14 protein-coding genes are annotated in these 12,632 nt (G+C 67.5%); 4 read left to right on the top strand and 10 right to left on the bottom strand.

The window, feature by feature from the left end; all coding sequences use genetic code 11:
* Position 1 precedes the first annotated feature (1 nt).
* Positions 2 to 1,159, top strand: coding sequence for an AI-2E family transporter (locus BLW41_RS04875; RefSeq protein WP_143038586.1), 1,158 nt, complete (start codon positions 2 to 4; stop codon positions 1,157 to 1,159).
* Positions 1,160 to 1,162: 3 nt separating this feature from the next.
* Here BLW41_RS04875 and BLW41_RS04870 read toward each other — a convergent pair whose 3' ends face one another.
* From BLW41_RS04870 to BLW41_RS04855, 4 genes are all read right to left on the bottom strand, one after another.
* Positions 1,163 to 1,384 carry a hypothetical protein gene (locus tag BLW41_RS04870; RefSeq protein ID WP_093116711.1) on the bottom strand — a complete coding sequence of 74 codons (222 nt, stop codon included), beginning with the start codon at positions 1,382 to 1,384 and terminating at the stop codon, positions 1,163 to 1,165.
* Complete coding sequence (locus BLW41_RS04865; protein ID WP_093116709.1) at positions 1,385 to 1,870, bottom strand: phage holin family protein; 486 nt, start codon at positions 1,868 to 1,870, stop codon at positions 1,385 to 1,387.
* Positions 1,871 to 2,132: 262 nt separating this feature from the next.
* Positions 2,133 to 2,279, bottom strand: a complete 147-nt coding sequence (locus BLW41_RS10900) for a hypothetical protein (protein ID WP_177169340.1) — start codon at positions 2,277 to 2,279, stop codon at positions 2,133 to 2,135.
* A 59-nt stretch (positions 2,280 to 2,338) separates the two neighbouring features.
* Positions 2,339 to 2,983, bottom strand: a complete 645-nt coding sequence (locus BLW41_RS04855; protein WP_093116706.1) for a TetR/AcrR family transcriptional regulator — start codon at positions 2,981 to 2,983, stop codon at positions 2,339 to 2,341.
* Between the two features lie 136 nt (positions 2,984 to 3,119).
* Here BLW41_RS04855 and BLW41_RS04850 point away from each other — a divergent pair, with 136 nt between their 5' ends.
* Positions 3,120 to 3,950 (top strand): DUF2804 family protein, encoded by an 831-nt coding sequence (locus BLW41_RS04850; RefSeq protein ID WP_143038585.1) that lies wholly within the window; start codon positions 3,120 to 3,122, stop codon positions 3,948 to 3,950.
* Positions 3,951 to 4,034: 84 nt separating this feature from the next.
* Here the strand turns inward: BLW41_RS04850 and BLW41_RS04845 are convergent, their stop codons facing one another.
* Positions 4,035 to 4,856, bottom strand: coding sequence for a carbon-nitrogen hydrolase family protein (locus BLW41_RS04845; RefSeq protein WP_093116702.1), 822 nt, complete (start codon positions 4,854 to 4,856; stop codon positions 4,035 to 4,037).
* A 156-nt stretch (positions 4,857 to 5,012) separates the two neighbouring features.
* Between BLW41_RS04845 and BLW41_RS04840 the strand changes: the two genes are divergently transcribed.
* On the top strand, positions 5,013 to 5,918 hold the full coding sequence (locus BLW41_RS04840) for a polysaccharide deacetylase family protein (protein ID WP_177169339.1): 906 nt from the start codon (positions 5,013 to 5,015) through the stop codon (positions 5,916 to 5,918).
* An 18-nt stretch (positions 5,919 to 5,936) separates the two neighbouring features.
* On the opposite strand, the gene BLW41_RS04835 is transcribed toward BLW41_RS04840, so the two are convergent.
* Genes BLW41_RS04835 through BLW41_RS04815 form a run of 5 tightly spaced genes read right to left on the bottom strand, consistent with a single transcriptional unit; the run spans position 5,937 to position 11,354 of the window.
* On the bottom strand, positions 5,937 to 6,701 hold the full coding sequence (locus BLW41_RS04835) for a MerR family transcriptional regulator (RefSeq protein WP_143038584.1): 765 nt from the start codon (positions 6,699 to 6,701) through the stop codon (positions 5,937 to 5,939).
* 22 nt (positions 6,702 to 6,723) lie between these two features.
* On the bottom strand, positions 6,724 to 7,938 hold the full coding sequence (locus BLW41_RS04830) for a CaiB/BaiF CoA transferase family protein (protein ID WP_093116697.1): 1,215 nt from the start codon (positions 7,936 to 7,938) through the stop codon (positions 6,724 to 6,726).
* A 2-nt stretch (positions 7,939 to 7,940) separates the two neighbouring features.
* Positions 7,941 to 8,861: a beta-keto acid cleavage family enzyme gene (locus BLW41_RS04825; RefSeq protein WP_093116694.1), complete on the bottom strand. Its 921-nt coding sequence runs from the start codon at positions 8,859 to 8,861 to the stop codon at positions 7,941 to 7,943.
* A 16-nt stretch (positions 8,862 to 8,877) separates the two neighbouring features.
* Complete coding sequence (locus BLW41_RS04820; RefSeq protein ID WP_093116693.1) at positions 8,878 to 10,566, bottom strand: acyl-CoA carboxylase subunit beta; 1,689 nt, start codon at positions 10,564 to 10,566, stop codon at positions 8,878 to 8,880.
* Positions 10,563 to 11,354 (bottom strand): enoyl-CoA hydratase/isomerase family protein, encoded by a 792-nt coding sequence (locus BLW41_RS04815; RefSeq protein WP_093116691.1) that lies wholly within the window; start codon positions 11,352 to 11,354, stop codon positions 10,563 to 10,565. The genes BLW41_RS04820 and BLW41_RS04815 overlap by 4 nt, the downstream gene beginning before the upstream one ends.
* An 86-nt stretch (positions 11,355 to 11,440) precedes the next feature.
* On the opposite strand from BLW41_RS04815, the gene BLW41_RS04810 reads away from it, so the two are divergent.
* A complete protein-coding gene (locus tag BLW41_RS04810; protein ID WP_093116689.1) occupies positions 11,441 to 12,628 on the top strand; it encodes an acyl-CoA dehydrogenase family protein in 1,188 nt (395 codons plus the stop codon).
* The last annotated feature ends 4 nt before the right edge of the window (positions 12,629 to 12,632 follow it).

Genomic DNA, 12,632 nt, shown 5'->3' with positions numbered 1-12,632 from the left:
GATGAGCGAATCCCCACAATCACCACCGGCCGAAGACGGAGGCGGCGCCAGCAGAATCGTGCTCGACCTACCACCGCGCACCGTCGCGCGTTCCTTGCTGGTTGCTGCGGCGGTCGTTGGCGGCCTCTATCTCCTATGGCTGCTGCGACAGCCGCTGTCCTGGATCTTGGCGGCGGCCTTCCTGGCGACGGTGCTGGCCGGACCAGTGCGCCGTCTCGAGCGCGTGCTTCGGCGCCGTGCCCTCGCGATCGCGGTCGTCTACTTGGTGATGCTGGCGGTCCCGGTCGGACTGGCCGCGGCAGTGATCCCGCCGTTGGTGCGCGAGGCGCAGCAGCTGGCACGCAACGCACCGGTTTACGCACGCGACCTCGAGCGCTTCGTCGCCCGCAACCCAACGCTGCGCAAGATCGACCGCGACTATCGCGTCACCGAGCGAGTGCGACAGGAGGCCGCACGCTTGCCGCAGCGCGTGCCCGACGCCGCAAAGGCGCTGCGGGACGTCGGCTTCACAGTCGTGAACTCCCTTTTCACGATCGTCACGGTGCTGGTACTGGCCGCCTTCTTGCTGGCGAACGGCCGCCGCTGGATCGATGCCGCGCTCGCCACGCGCCCACCCGGCCAACGCGCAAGTCTCGAGCGTTGGATCGACGGCACCGGACGCGCGGTCGGCGGCTACGCGGCTGGCGCGCTTGCGATCTCGGCGCTCTCAGGGACGCTCTCTTACGTAGTGCTGACGGTTCTCAAGGTTCCCTTTGCCCTCCCCCTCGCGATGGTGCAAGGCCTGTTTTCGCTGATACCGCTGGTCGGCGCGACGCTGGCCGCCCTGGTAGTCGGGCTGGTGACGGTCTTTGTCAACTTCCCGACCGCCACCATCGCCTGGGTGATCTGGGCAGTCGTCTACCAGCAGCTCGAGAACCACGTCGTGCAGCCACAGGTGCAACGCCGGACCGTGCAGGTTCATCCGTTTGTGGTGATCGTGTCAGTGCTCTTCGGCGCCACACTGCTCGGTGTTTTCGGGGCGCTCGTCGCGATCCCGGTGGCGGCTTCGGTTCAGCTCGCGATTCGCGAGTGGCAGTCGTGGCGTGCGGTAAGCGCGCGAGCGCAGGTCGGCGCCCTCGGCACCGAAGCGCGCCGCGGCGCCCCCGGCAGCGCTGGCTGAGCGTCAGCGACGGCCGGCGATCCAGTTCGTGAGGGCGGCAAGGCCGCCGCCGAGCACGAAGCCGGCGGCGACCGCCCCGATCAGCGCAGCTCGCCGGTGTCGCCGAAACTGGAGGCGCCAATCCGACAGCTCGACCGTCTTGGCGCGCAATTCCTCGAGCGAGCGCGCCAAATCACGGCGGGCGAGCTCCAGCGAGTGCCTGATCTCCTCCGGCGAACGCTGCACCTAGTGAGCCTCCTGACTTTCCGCGGTAGCAGTGGACGGCCGGTGCGAGATCGAGCCCGCGCCGTCGCCGGTGATTTCGGCACGCGTCCGTCGGGCCTCCTCGATCGCAAGCTCCGGAGTTGGCGGCGCACCGCGCCGCAAGAGCCGCCAGGCGACCCAGCCGGCAACCACCGCGGACGCCACAAGCAGCAACGTAACGACGGCGTAGCCGACCCACGATGCGGCGCCCAGCAGGTCGGCGATCAACAAGGAAATGGCGTGCAGGGCGGTGACGACGGCGGCCAGCAAGAACACGCCGGCGGCGGCCGCGATTAGAGCTCCACGCCAAAGGCTCGAAAGCTTGGTCGCAACCTCGGCCTTGGCGAGCGCGATCTCCTCACGCACGATGCGCGCCGAATGGGCCGAAACGTCGGCGACGATCTCGGCGAGCGAGCGCGCCTGGGCGCCGTCCTGTACCTCGCGCGTATGACCGTCGGGCACGTTCATCGCGCCACTGCCCGACGCAAGAGCGCCGCGAACGCGACGCCCAAGACGAACGCACCAGCTAGCTCCAAGGCCGCCCGCTTGTCTTCGGTGCCACCCAGTGCCGCGGCGGCGCCAAGGCTCTCTGCACCGGGGGATCCGCGCGTGCCGGTTCGCGCATCGTTCGGACCGGTTGCAGCTGCCGGTCCGGCGGCACGGGGAGTGCTCCCCGGCGACCGTGCCTCACCGACGGTCTCAGCTCCGGCCTGTGTTTGCGGGGGTAGGGTCACGCGCGCTCGTCGGGCGGTCGTTCACCGGTTAAGCGCCACCAAATCGCCGCCGCCAGCCGATTCGCAAGGTAGGCAGCAAGCGCACCGGTCGCCGCAAGCAAGCCATTCCAGGCGAGACGTTTAACGACCTCGCTCCCACCCACGGCGCGGATTCAAGCAGAGATACCGGCGCGAAGGCGAGAGCCCGCCCGGGGCCGCCCGCTCAACGTGCGAGTGCGCGTCCCGTTGTCGGCGTCAGCTCGAGCCCGCTACAGAGTGCCTCAACGACGAGGCGTTTGGCACGCTCGAACTCCTCTTCGGTGGTCGGGAGCATGCCGAAGATCCATCCTGTCAGGAGCTGCTCGATCGCGCCGTAGAAGAAGAGCGCACCGAAGTCAGCGGGAATGTCCTGTCGAAATGAGCCCTCGCGCTGGGCGCGCTCGACGATTCTCGCTATGCCGTCGTAGGCCTCCCGGATCTTCCCGAGGTGGCGTGCCCCGAACGAGTGCGAGGAGCGCGTGACCTCGACGATGATCACTTTCATCAGGTTTGGGTCGTGGCGGTAAGAATCGACGATGAACGCTGCCACGTGCGCGAGCTTCTCGCGGGCTGGCAGATCGCGACGGTCGATCTCGGCGATCGCGTCGAGCATCAGCTGCCAGCGCTCGAGGAACAGGGTGTTGAGGATCTCCTCCTTCGAGCGGAAGTAGTGGTAAACGAGCCCGTACGCGACTCCCGCTTCGTCGGCCACATCGGAGACCCGGCACTGGTGGAAGCCGCGCTCGGCGAAGACTCGGATCGCAGCGTCGAGAATCAGTCGGCGCTTGTCGGCCGACCCGCTCGAAGCTGAACGCGCTCCCGCTGCCATCGAAAAGCGAGTGAGTGGGCGGCCGTCTCGCTGCGCCCTGCGGTACGAGCGACCGCCTTTGATTGACGAGTCAATCTGGCAGTCTAAAGTGCTGCCCGAATTGGTTGGTGTGAGGGCCCCCGGGGAGCTAAGTCAGGTGCCGTCGCGCCCGCTGAGACGGCGGCAACTCGAACTGCCAGGAGTCCCCTTGCCACCCGCAGCGATGCCGCTCTGGCACAGAGGCCGACCGCGCAAGCGCTGGACCTACATGTTGTTCGCAAGCCGCGAGCTTGTCGCCTGCGCGGCCGTCGCCGAGATCGCCGGACTGCCTCGACGGTGGTGGGCGATCGCGACCCCCGATGGCGCTCTCGTGGGTCGTGCGGCGCCTTTCTTGCGGCGTTTCTCAGTCGCGCCCGAGCGGGTTTACGTGCGCTGCGGTGCAACTGAGTTCACACTCGAGGCGTCTCCCGGCGGCGAGGTGGAGGTGATCTCGCCAACCGGCCGCAGCTTCGCTTGGACACGCAAGCGATACGGACCCGCTCGCGCGCGACTCAGACGGAACCGCACGACGCAAAACTTCGAAGGCGGTGCGCTGCTCGACGAAAGCGCCGGCTACCACCCGCGGCGCACCCGCTGGCGTTGGTGCGCGGGCGTGGGCACAGCAAGCTCCGGGGAGACTGTCGCCTGGAACCCCGTGCGTGGTATCCACGACTCCCCGCAAGCGAGCGAGCGAACGGTGTGGGTCGCCGGCGAGCCGTACGAAGTGCCGGCCGTTGAGTTTGAAGACGATCTCACCGCCGTGCACTGCCCCGACGAAAGCACCACCCTGCACTTTCGCCCCTGGAGCAAGCGCTCAGAACGCCTGCGGCTGGGGTTGATCGCAATCGACTACCGCCAGCCCTTCGGTGCGTTCAGCGGCGAACTGCCCGGCGGCCTACGGCTCGTTACCGGAACCGGTGTTATGGAGTTCCACGATGCCCGGTGGTGAGCGGCGATGGCGCGCGCCCAGGTAACCCCCTGCGGCGCGGCGCTCCCGCTGGGACGGTGCGCCGGCTGCGCAGCTCGCCCCGGCTCAAGCGTGCACGGGCACCCGATAAGCGTCTGGAACCCGCTGGCTGAGCACCGGCAAACGAGCGCGCAGCTCGCGCTGGCGGGCGAACTCGAGCCGGGCACCGGCGACTCCCTCGCCGGCGGCTACCCGCGCCAGCACTGCGCCCCAGGGATCGACAACCAGCGAGTGCCCAAAGCTTTCGTGATCCGGCGGATGTCGACCGACCTGTCCAGCAGCCAACACGAACAACTGGTTCTCGATCGCGCGTGCACGCACCAACACTTCCCAGTGCGCGCGGCCGGTGGGAACGGTGAAGGCAGCCGGGAGCGCCACGACCTGTGCGCCCGCGAGCGCGAGACAGCGAAACAGTTCGGGGAAGCGCAGGTCGTAACAAATCGCCAGCCCCAGCTTCGTGCCATCGGCAAGCTCGCTCACTACTACCCGATCGCCCCGTGACTCGTAGGCCGACTCGCGGTAGCTGGTCGATCCGACATCGACGTCGAAGAGGTGGATCTTGCGGTAGACGGCCGCGATCTCGCCGTCGGGGCGCACGTGCACGGCCGCGTTCGCCGGCGGCCCCTCGGGCCGGCGCTCGAGCAGCGAACCGGCGACTAGGTCGATCGCGAGTTCGCTGGCCAGTCGCCTTGCCCACTCGACGGTCGGGCCATCGAGCCCCTCCGCACGCTCGGCGCAGAACTGCGGGCGACCGAGCCGGTTGAACTTCTCGGGCAGCACCACAAGCCGGGCGCCGTGGGCGGCGGCGCGACGCACGAGCTCTTCGGCACGCGCGAGATTTGCCTCGCGATCCTCACCGGAGTTCATCTGCACCACCGCGCCGACCACGCTCGCGAGTCTACGCCGCCACGCGCCGATGGCCGTGCGCCGATGGCCGTGCGCCGCAAGTCGCGAGCGACGCTGCGCGTCGCGCGCGGGTTTCAGCACTGCCACTCGCTAGCTTGCCGACGACCGCTGCCAGTGCCTTGCGACTTGCGGGGACCAATGCCCAGAGAGCGCCGCGCCTGGTTTCGTCCGCTCGTAGTAATGGGGGCTATAGCTGCGCTCGCGACGGCCGGCTGCGGTGGCGGTCGCAGCGCACCGCAGCGCCTGGCCGGACGCGCGCCACACCGGCCAGCGGCCAGTTCCATCCAGCGGCGCCGCGCACTCGGCGTCCGTGGCGTGGTACCGGCGAGCGTGCCGGTGCTCGGGTTTCACGAGATTCGCAACCCGCCACCAGGGGCCCGCTATCCCGAGCTTTACCTCGACCCGGCGAAGTTCGCGAGGATCGTTTCTTGGCTCAGGCAAAGGGGCTTCCAGGCGGTAACGCTGGAGCGCGTGATAAGGGCCTGGCGCGGACGCGCGACGTTGCCCGAGCGACCGGTCGTGCTCACCTTCGACGACGGGTACGCGAGCGTCTACCGCTTCGCCTTCCCGGTCCTGCAGCGTTTGCACTGGCCGGGCGTGCTGAACCTCGAGCTCGCCGAGCTGCACTCGCCCGATGGACTTCGCCCCCCTGAGGTGCGCGCGCTCTACTCGGCGGGCTGGGAGATCGCGTCGCATACGCTCACCCATCCCGACCTCACCCAGGCCAGCGCACCGCAACTGCGACACGAGCTAGTTGGCTCGCGGAGGCTGATCTCACGCTTATTCGGTGTCCAGGCCAGCGATTTTTGTTACCCGGCAGGGCGTTTCGATCGTCGCGTCGAGCGCGCGGTCGCGGCAGCCGGCTACCGCGCGGCTCAAACCGAGCTGCCCGGGCTAGCCGCGCGCAGCGACGACCCACTGGCGTTGCGCCGCATCATGATCAGGCGCGACGAACCCTTAGCGACCGTGTTTTCGCTGCTTTCGCGGGTGCGCGGGGCTGCACTCTCAGCAGCACCGGTTGTTCGGACAGCGCCGGGTCGCTAGCGACGCGTATCGCTGGCGTTAGTCCTGCTGTCCGCGCATGCGCCGCAGCTCCTGCAGCAACAACTTGCGGTGCAGCGCCGCAATAAGGTCGTGCAATGGGTCGACTCCGGCCTCGATCAAAGCCACCGCGCGCTCCGTCGCCATGCGTCCCGCAAGGCGCTCCATCAGCACTGCGATCTCCTCGCGCGCGAGCTCCTCTAATAGTCGCTTATAGCGCAACGTGTCGTAAACGGTGAAGCCCAGCCGCTCGTCGTAGCCGCCGGCTCGAAAGCGCCCGATCGCTTCGACAATCTGCACGTCGAGCGGCGAGTAGCCGTCTCCGTCCGGCGAAAGCACGCCGAGCTCGGCGAGCCGATCGAGCACCTCGCCCGGCACGCCGTAGCGGCGTTCGAGCTCCGCCCGAGGTGTGCGTTCGCGCTCTCCCTCGAGCGCGCGCTCGAGGATCCGATCTTCGAGCTCGACCAGCGCACGTGCTCTTTCCGGGTCCTCCTCGAGCATCGTCTTGATCAGGCGCAAGGGCAGGAACCGCTCCTCCTGCAGCTGCTTGATCAGCTTGATGCGGTCGACGAACTCGCGCGGGTAGTACGCCATGTTGCGCGAGGTCTTGACCGGCTCGGGAAGCAGCCCTTCGCGCAGATAGTGCTTAATCGTCGCCGTGCTCACCCCGCTCTCGCGGGCGAGCTCGCTAATTTTTAGTAAGTGCTCGCGCCGTCCGTTCGGCGCACCCTGATCGTCCGTGTGTGCATCAGCGCGGCTCGCCGGTGTCGGCTGATCGTGGGGCATCGCGCGCCGCGACCGCAACCCCTCAGGTGGCCGCGCGTTCGACCGGCGGCCCCGCCACGACCCCCTGCTCGACTAGCCGCGCCACCTGTTCGGGCGTATAACCGAGCGCAGTCAAGACCTCCTCGGTGTGTTCACCGAGCGACGGGCCCGGCCCTTGCGGTGCACCCGGCGTGCGCGAGAGCTTCACCGGCACCCCCAATAGCCGAACCGATCCAGCACCTGGCTGGTCTACCGCCACCACCATCTCGCGCTCGCGCACGAGCTCCGAGTCCAGCGCCTCGTCCAGCTCGAGCACCGGCTCCAGGCAGCAGTCGTGCTCAGCACCGAAGCGAGCCCACTCCTCGCGTGTGCGCTCACGGAAGATGCGCTCAAGCTCTCGTTGCGTATCCGAGCCCGGCCCGTCGAACTGGCGCTCGATTAGGTCCTCCCGGCCGATGCCGCGGCAAAAGGCCTGCCAGAACTTCGGCTCGAGCGCGCCGAGCGCAACCCAGCCGTCCTTGCAGGGGTACGGGCGGTAGCAGACAAGTCCGCCAGCGAGTTCGAGGCGCCCCCGCTGCGGCCGTTGGCCGTCGCAGAAGTAGCGCGCTGCAACCATCGCCAGCCAGGAGAGCGAGCCGTCGGTCATCGAGACGTCAACGAACTGCCCCTCGCCCGAGCGTTCACGCTCCCACAGAGCCGCCATGATCCCGAAGGCAGCCATCAGCGAGCCGCCACCGATGTCGGCGATCTGAACAGCCGCCTGGATCGGTGGCCCATCAGGCTCACCGGTCAAACCGAGGATCCCGTTGAGCGCGAGATAGTCCATGTCGTGGCCGGGTCGATCGCGCAGCGGCCCGGTTTGCCCGTAGCCGGTGATCGCGCAGTAGACGAGGCGCGGGTTCTCCTGCCGCAGCCGCTCGTAACCCACGCCCAGCCGATCCATCACCCCCGGTCGGAACGACTCCACGAGCACGTCGTACTCGCGTACGAGCCGCAGCAAGACCTCCCGGCCCTCTTCCTCCTTGAGGTTCAGACGTAGCGAGCGCTTGCCTCGGTTGAGCGCCAAGAACAACGCCGATGCGGCGGAGCGCTCGGCTCCTTCGTAGTGGGGCGGCGACCAACGCACGTAGTCGCCCATGCCGGTGTCCTCGACCTTCAGTACTTCAGCCCCGAAATCGGCGAGCAACATCGTGCAAAAGCCACCCGGCAGGAGCCGCGACAGGTCGAGGACCTTGATGCCTTCGAGAGCGCCCGCCATCACTACGCCCCCGCCCCACTAGCGACCTCGGCGAAGACCCCGACCTCCCGCCGCGGCACGCCGAGCAGCTCACGCGCCTCAGCAACCGTCGCCGGGCGCCGGCCCACCGCCTCCACGATGCGCCGTGCCTCGGCGATCAGATCGCCGTTCGAGCGCGCCATCTCGCCATTCGGCAGGTAGAAGTTGTCCTCGAGTCCGGCTCTCACATTCCCTCCCATTGCGGCTGCCGTGGCGATCAGTCGCCACTGATCGCGGCTGATACCGATCACCCCCCAGTTGTTGCGCGACTCCGCCCCGCCGGGCACCTCGTCGGCCATGTAGCGAAGGTGACGCGGCGTCGCCGGAATCCCGCCGAGCACACCCATCACGCACTGCACCTGCAGGGGCTCGTCGACGAGCCCCATGTCTAGGAGCGGCTCGAGGCTCGCTACGTGCCCAACGTCGAAGCACTCGTGCTCGGGGCGGATACCCAACTCGCGCATCGCGCGGCAGAACTCGATGATCGTGTCGAACGAGTTCTCGAACACCATCTTGAAGACGAAATCCTTCCGTCGCGGCGAGTACTTCGCATAGTTCATCGACCCCATGTTCAGCGCCGCCACGTCGGGACGGAGCTCGCACAGATAAGCGATCCGCTTATCGACGGGCACGCCCACCGCGCCGGTCGAGTAGTTGATGACGACGTCGCCGACCTCCTCGAGGATCGCCCGCGTGATCGCCCGGAAGTCCTCGACCTCGAAGCTCGGCGTGCCGTCCGGCCGGCGTGCGTGGATGTGGATCATCGCCGCGCCCTCGTCGACTGCCCGCCGCGCCTCCGCCGCGTACTCGGCGGGCGTGTAGGGGATCGCCGGGCACTGCTGGCGGTTGGCGACTACACCTGAGATCGCGCAGGTGATGATGCAAGCGTCCTCGAAGCGACTCATCTCTCCTCCCCCTCCCTCACACCGGCATCACGCCGTGCTTCTTGCGCGGCCGCTCGACCCGCTTGCTCTCTGCCATCTCGAGCGCGCGGATGATCGTCGGGCGCGTCTCGCGCGGGTCGATGATGTCGTCGATCATCGCGTTGCCCGCCGCGATGTAGGGATCGATCGTGCGGCGGATACCTTCGATCAACTGCGCCCGGGTGGCGTCGGGATCGTCGGAGGCCTCGATCTGCTTGCGGAAGATGATGTTGACGGCGCCCTCCGGCCCCATCACCGAGATCTCCGCCGATGGCCAGGCGACGATCAGATCCGGCTCGTACGCCTTTCCGCACATCACGTAGTAGCCGGCGCCGTACGCCTTGCGGATGATCACCGTGATCTTTGGCACCGTCGCCCGCGATACGGCGTACAGCATTTTGGCGCCGTGCCGGATGATGCCTTCCCGCTCGACCTTCGTGCCGACCATGAAGCCCGGCACGTCCTGCAGAAAAACGAGCGGGATATTGAAGGCATCGCAGAGGTTGATGAAGCGCGCCGCCTTGTCGGCGGAATCGTTTTCGAGGATGCCGCCCAGGTGTTTCGGTTGGTTGGCGACGATCCCTACCGGCCGTCCGCCCATGCGCGCCAGGCAGGTGATGATCGTGCGCGCGAAGCGCGGCTTGATGTCGAAGTACTCGCCGTGATCGACGATGCGACGGATGACGTCGTACATGTCGTAGGGATGACGCGGCGAGTCCGGCAGCACGTCGAGTAGTTCCTCGTCCATACGGTCGACGGGGTCCGTGCACTCGCTGCGCGGCGGTCGTTCGTCGCAGTTCTGGGGGAAGAACGAGAGGTACCGCTTGATCGCCTCAATGCACTCCTCGTCGGAGGCAACCTCGAGGTCGCCGACACCGGACACCCGGCAGTGCACCTTGGCGCCGCCGAGCTCTTCCTGCGTGACGTCTTCCCCGGTCACCGCCCGCACGAGATGCGGACCGGCAAGCGCCATCGAACCTCGGCCTGAGACCATCGGCACGAAATCGGCGAGCCCCGGGATGTAGGCGGTGCCGGCGGCGCAGGGACCCATCAGCGCCGCAATCTGCGGCACCACGCCGCTCATGATCACCTCCTCGCGGAAGAGGTCGCCGGAGCCAGCGAACAGCGAGCCGGCCGCTTCCTGGATGCGTGCGCCAGCGGAATCGAGCAACCAGATCATCGGAATCCGCTTCTGGAGGGCCATGTGTCGAAGCCGCTGCACCTTGAGCTCACCGGTCATCCCCATCGACCCCGCCATCACCGTGAAGTCGTAAGCGGCGCAGCAGGCCAGGCGACCGTCGATCCGACCGAAGCCGCAGACGACCCCGTCGGCCGGAGCGTCCTTGCCTTCCATCGCGCGCTGCGAGAAGTGCGGGCGACCATGGATGCCGATCTCGACGAATGTGCCCGGATCGAAGAGCAGGTCGAGCCGCTCGCGCGCCGTCAGCTTGCCCTTGGCGTGTTGCTCGGCGATCTTCTCGGGGCCGCCACCGAGCTTGATCCGCTCACGGCGGGCATGCAGATCCTCAACCAGCGAGCGCAACGGCGGCCGGGCGACGAGCTCGCCGGCGCCGGCGCGGGCGGGTCGTGACCCGCCCGCGCCGGCCGCTGCGGCCTGCCTCGCCCCCGTCTCGCCCCCGGTCCCGGAGCGAGGCGCCTCCTCCCTCAAGCCTTCTTCCGCGTTCATCGACCCTTCCACTGCGGCTCGCGTTTCTCGAAGAAAGCGCGCACGCCCTCCTGGATGTCCTCGGTCGTGAAAGCCAGGGAGAGCTGGGCACGCAGGTACTCGAGCGCCTCGTCGAGCGCCATATCGAGCTGGCGGTACATGGCCTCCTTACCGAGGCGCATGATCACCGGCGACTTGGCAGCAAGACGCCCCGCCCACTCGTCAACGAACTGATCGAAGCGATCTGCCGGCAGCACGCGGTTGACGATGCCGAGTCGCTGCGCCTCGTGTGCATCGATGCGCTCACCAAGCAGCAGCAACTCGTTGGCGCGCTTGCGCGGCACGTTGCGGAAGATCAGCGCCATGATCATGAACGGGAAGGCGCCAACGTTGATCTCCGGGGTGCCGAACTCGGCGCCTTCGCGGGCCACTACCAGATCGCAGGCCAGCGCCAAACCCAGGGCACCCGCTAGCACGTGCCCGTTGGCAGCACAGATGGTCGGCTTGCCGAGGCCGAGCAGTGCGTGGAACAACCGCGGGAAGCGCGCCGTGCCGAAGTGCTTGTGCACGAGTGGCACGTCAGCGGCGAAAGCGTCGAGGCTCGCGCCTGCCGAAAAGACACGTTCGTGCGAAGACGTCAAGACGAGGCAGCGGACAGCGTCGTCAGTGCGCGCGCGCTGGAGCGCGTCCTCGAGCTCGCCCATCAGCTCGGCGGTCAGCGCGTTGCGGTTCTCGGGACTGTCGAGCGTGACCCGCAGGACACCGCGCTCGTCGAGCTCGTACCTGATCTGCTGATAGCCGTCGGTCATCGCGACGCCGGCACGCTACCACGCCTGGGCGAAAGTGGAAAGTACGACTGTTTACTTTCGGCGCGTTTCTCGCTACCGTGCCAGGCATGAGCACGAGCCAGACCGTCATCAAGCCCGACCACCAGACCCGCCGTCGGCACTTCATCTTCAACGACGAGCACGAGCAGCTACGCGAGTCGATCCGGCGTTTCGTGGAGACCGAGCTCCGCCCGCACGCCGAGGAGTGGGAGGAGCAGACGTTCCCGAACTGGGTCTTCAAGCGCATGGGCGAGCTCGGCTTCCTCGGTCTTTCCTACCCCGAGGAGTACGGCGGCCAGGGCGGCGACTACTTCTGCAACATCGTCCTCGCGGAAGAGATGGCCGGCTGTGATTGCGGCGGTCTGGCGATGGGTGTTGCCGTGCACACGGACATGGCGACCCCCCCGATCTTCGCCTTCGGGACCGAGGACCAGAAGCAGCGCTACTTGGTGCCCGCGATCAAGGGCGAGAAGATCGCTTGCCTCGGGATCACCGAGCCTGACGCCGGCTCCGACGTCGCCGGCATTAAGACGCGCGCCGTACGCCAGGGCGACGAGTGGGTGATCAACGGTTCGAAGACCTACATCACCAACGGGCACCGCGCCGACTTCATCGTGCTCGTCACGAAAACCGACCCCGACGCCGGCTACGACGGCTTCTCGCTGTTCCTCGTCGACATGGACTCGCCGGGCGTGATTCGCGAGAAGAAACTCGAGAAGCTCGGCATGCACGCCTCCGACACGGCGCTGCTGGCGTTCCAGGACGTGCGGGTTCCGCACGAGAACCTGCTCGGCGAGGAGGGCAAGGGCTTCTACCACATCATGTGGGAGCTCCAGGGCGAGCGCCTGATCGGTGCTGCCGGTGCGGTCGCTGGCGCCCAGCGCCTGTTCGACAAGACGCTGCAGTACGCCAAGGAGCGCACAGCGTTTGGCCGGCCGATCGGCAAGTTCCAGGCGATCCGCCACAAGTTCGCCGAGATGGCAACGAAGATCGAGGCGGCTCGGCAGATGGTCTACAGCACCGCCTGGCGCTTCGCGAACGGCGAGTATCCGGTGCGCGAGATCTCGATGGCGAAGCTGTACGCGTCGCGGATCGCCTGCGAAGTGGCCGACGAGTGTCTGCAGATTCACGGCGGCGCCGGGTACATGAAGGAGTACGGAATCGAGCGAGCCTGGCGTGACCTGCGCTTAAACCGGATCGGCGCCGGCACCGACGAGATCATGCTCGAGGTGATCGGCAAGTCGTACGGGCTCTAGGCAG

Origin of the sequence: Thermoleophilum album (genome assembly GCF_900108055.1) — a bacterium.
Lineage (GTDB): Bacteria > Actinomycetota > Thermoleophilia > Solirubrobacterales > Thermoleophilaceae > Thermoleophilum > Thermoleophilum album.
The sequence above is the reverse complement of the archived record's forward strand: the minus strand, read 5'-3'. Positions and strand labels throughout refer to the sequence as shown.

What these genes read in the sequence shown, in the direction of transcription:
- BLW41_RS04875 (WP_143038586.1), top strand. Translation starts at nt 2, where the DNA reads ATGAGCGAATCCCCACAATCACCACCGGCCGAAGACGGAGGCGGCGCC.
- BLW41_RS04865 (WP_093116709.1), bottom strand. Translation starts at nt 1,870, where the DNA reads ATGAACGTGCCCGACGGTCATACGCGCGAGGTACAGGACGGCGCCCAG.
- BLW41_RS04855 (WP_093116706.1), bottom strand. Translation starts at nt 2,983, where the DNA reads ATGGCAGCGGGAGCGCGTTCAGCTTCGAGCGGGTCGGCCGACAAGCGC.
- BLW41_RS04840 (WP_177169339.1), top strand. Translation starts at nt 5,013, where the DNA reads ATGCCCAGAGAGCGCCGCGCCTGGTTTCGTCCGCTCGTAGTAATGGGG.
- BLW41_RS04835 (WP_143038584.1), bottom strand. Translation starts at nt 6,701, where the DNA reads ATGCCCCACGATCAGCCGACACCGGCGAGCCGCGCTGATGCACACACG.
- BLW41_RS04830 (WP_093116697.1), bottom strand. Translation starts at nt 7,938, where the DNA reads ATGGCGGGCGCTCTCGAAGGCATCAAGGTCCTCGACCTGTCGCGGCTC.
- BLW41_RS04825 (WP_093116694.1), bottom strand. Translation starts at nt 8,861, where the DNA reads ATGAGTCGCTTCGAGGACGCTTGCATCATCACCTGCGCGATCTCAGGT.
- BLW41_RS04820 (WP_093116693.1), bottom strand. Translation starts at nt 10,566, where the DNA reads ATGAACGCGGAAGAAGGCTTGAGGGAGGAGGCGCCTCGCTCCGGGACC.
- BLW41_RS04815 (WP_093116691.1), bottom strand. Translation starts at nt 11,354, where the DNA reads ATGACCGACGGCTATCAGCAGATCAGGTACGAGCTCGACGAGCGCGGT.
- BLW41_RS04810 (WP_093116689.1), top strand. Translation starts at nt 11,441, where the DNA reads ATGAGCACGAGCCAGACCGTCATCAAGCCCGACCACCAGACCCGCCGT.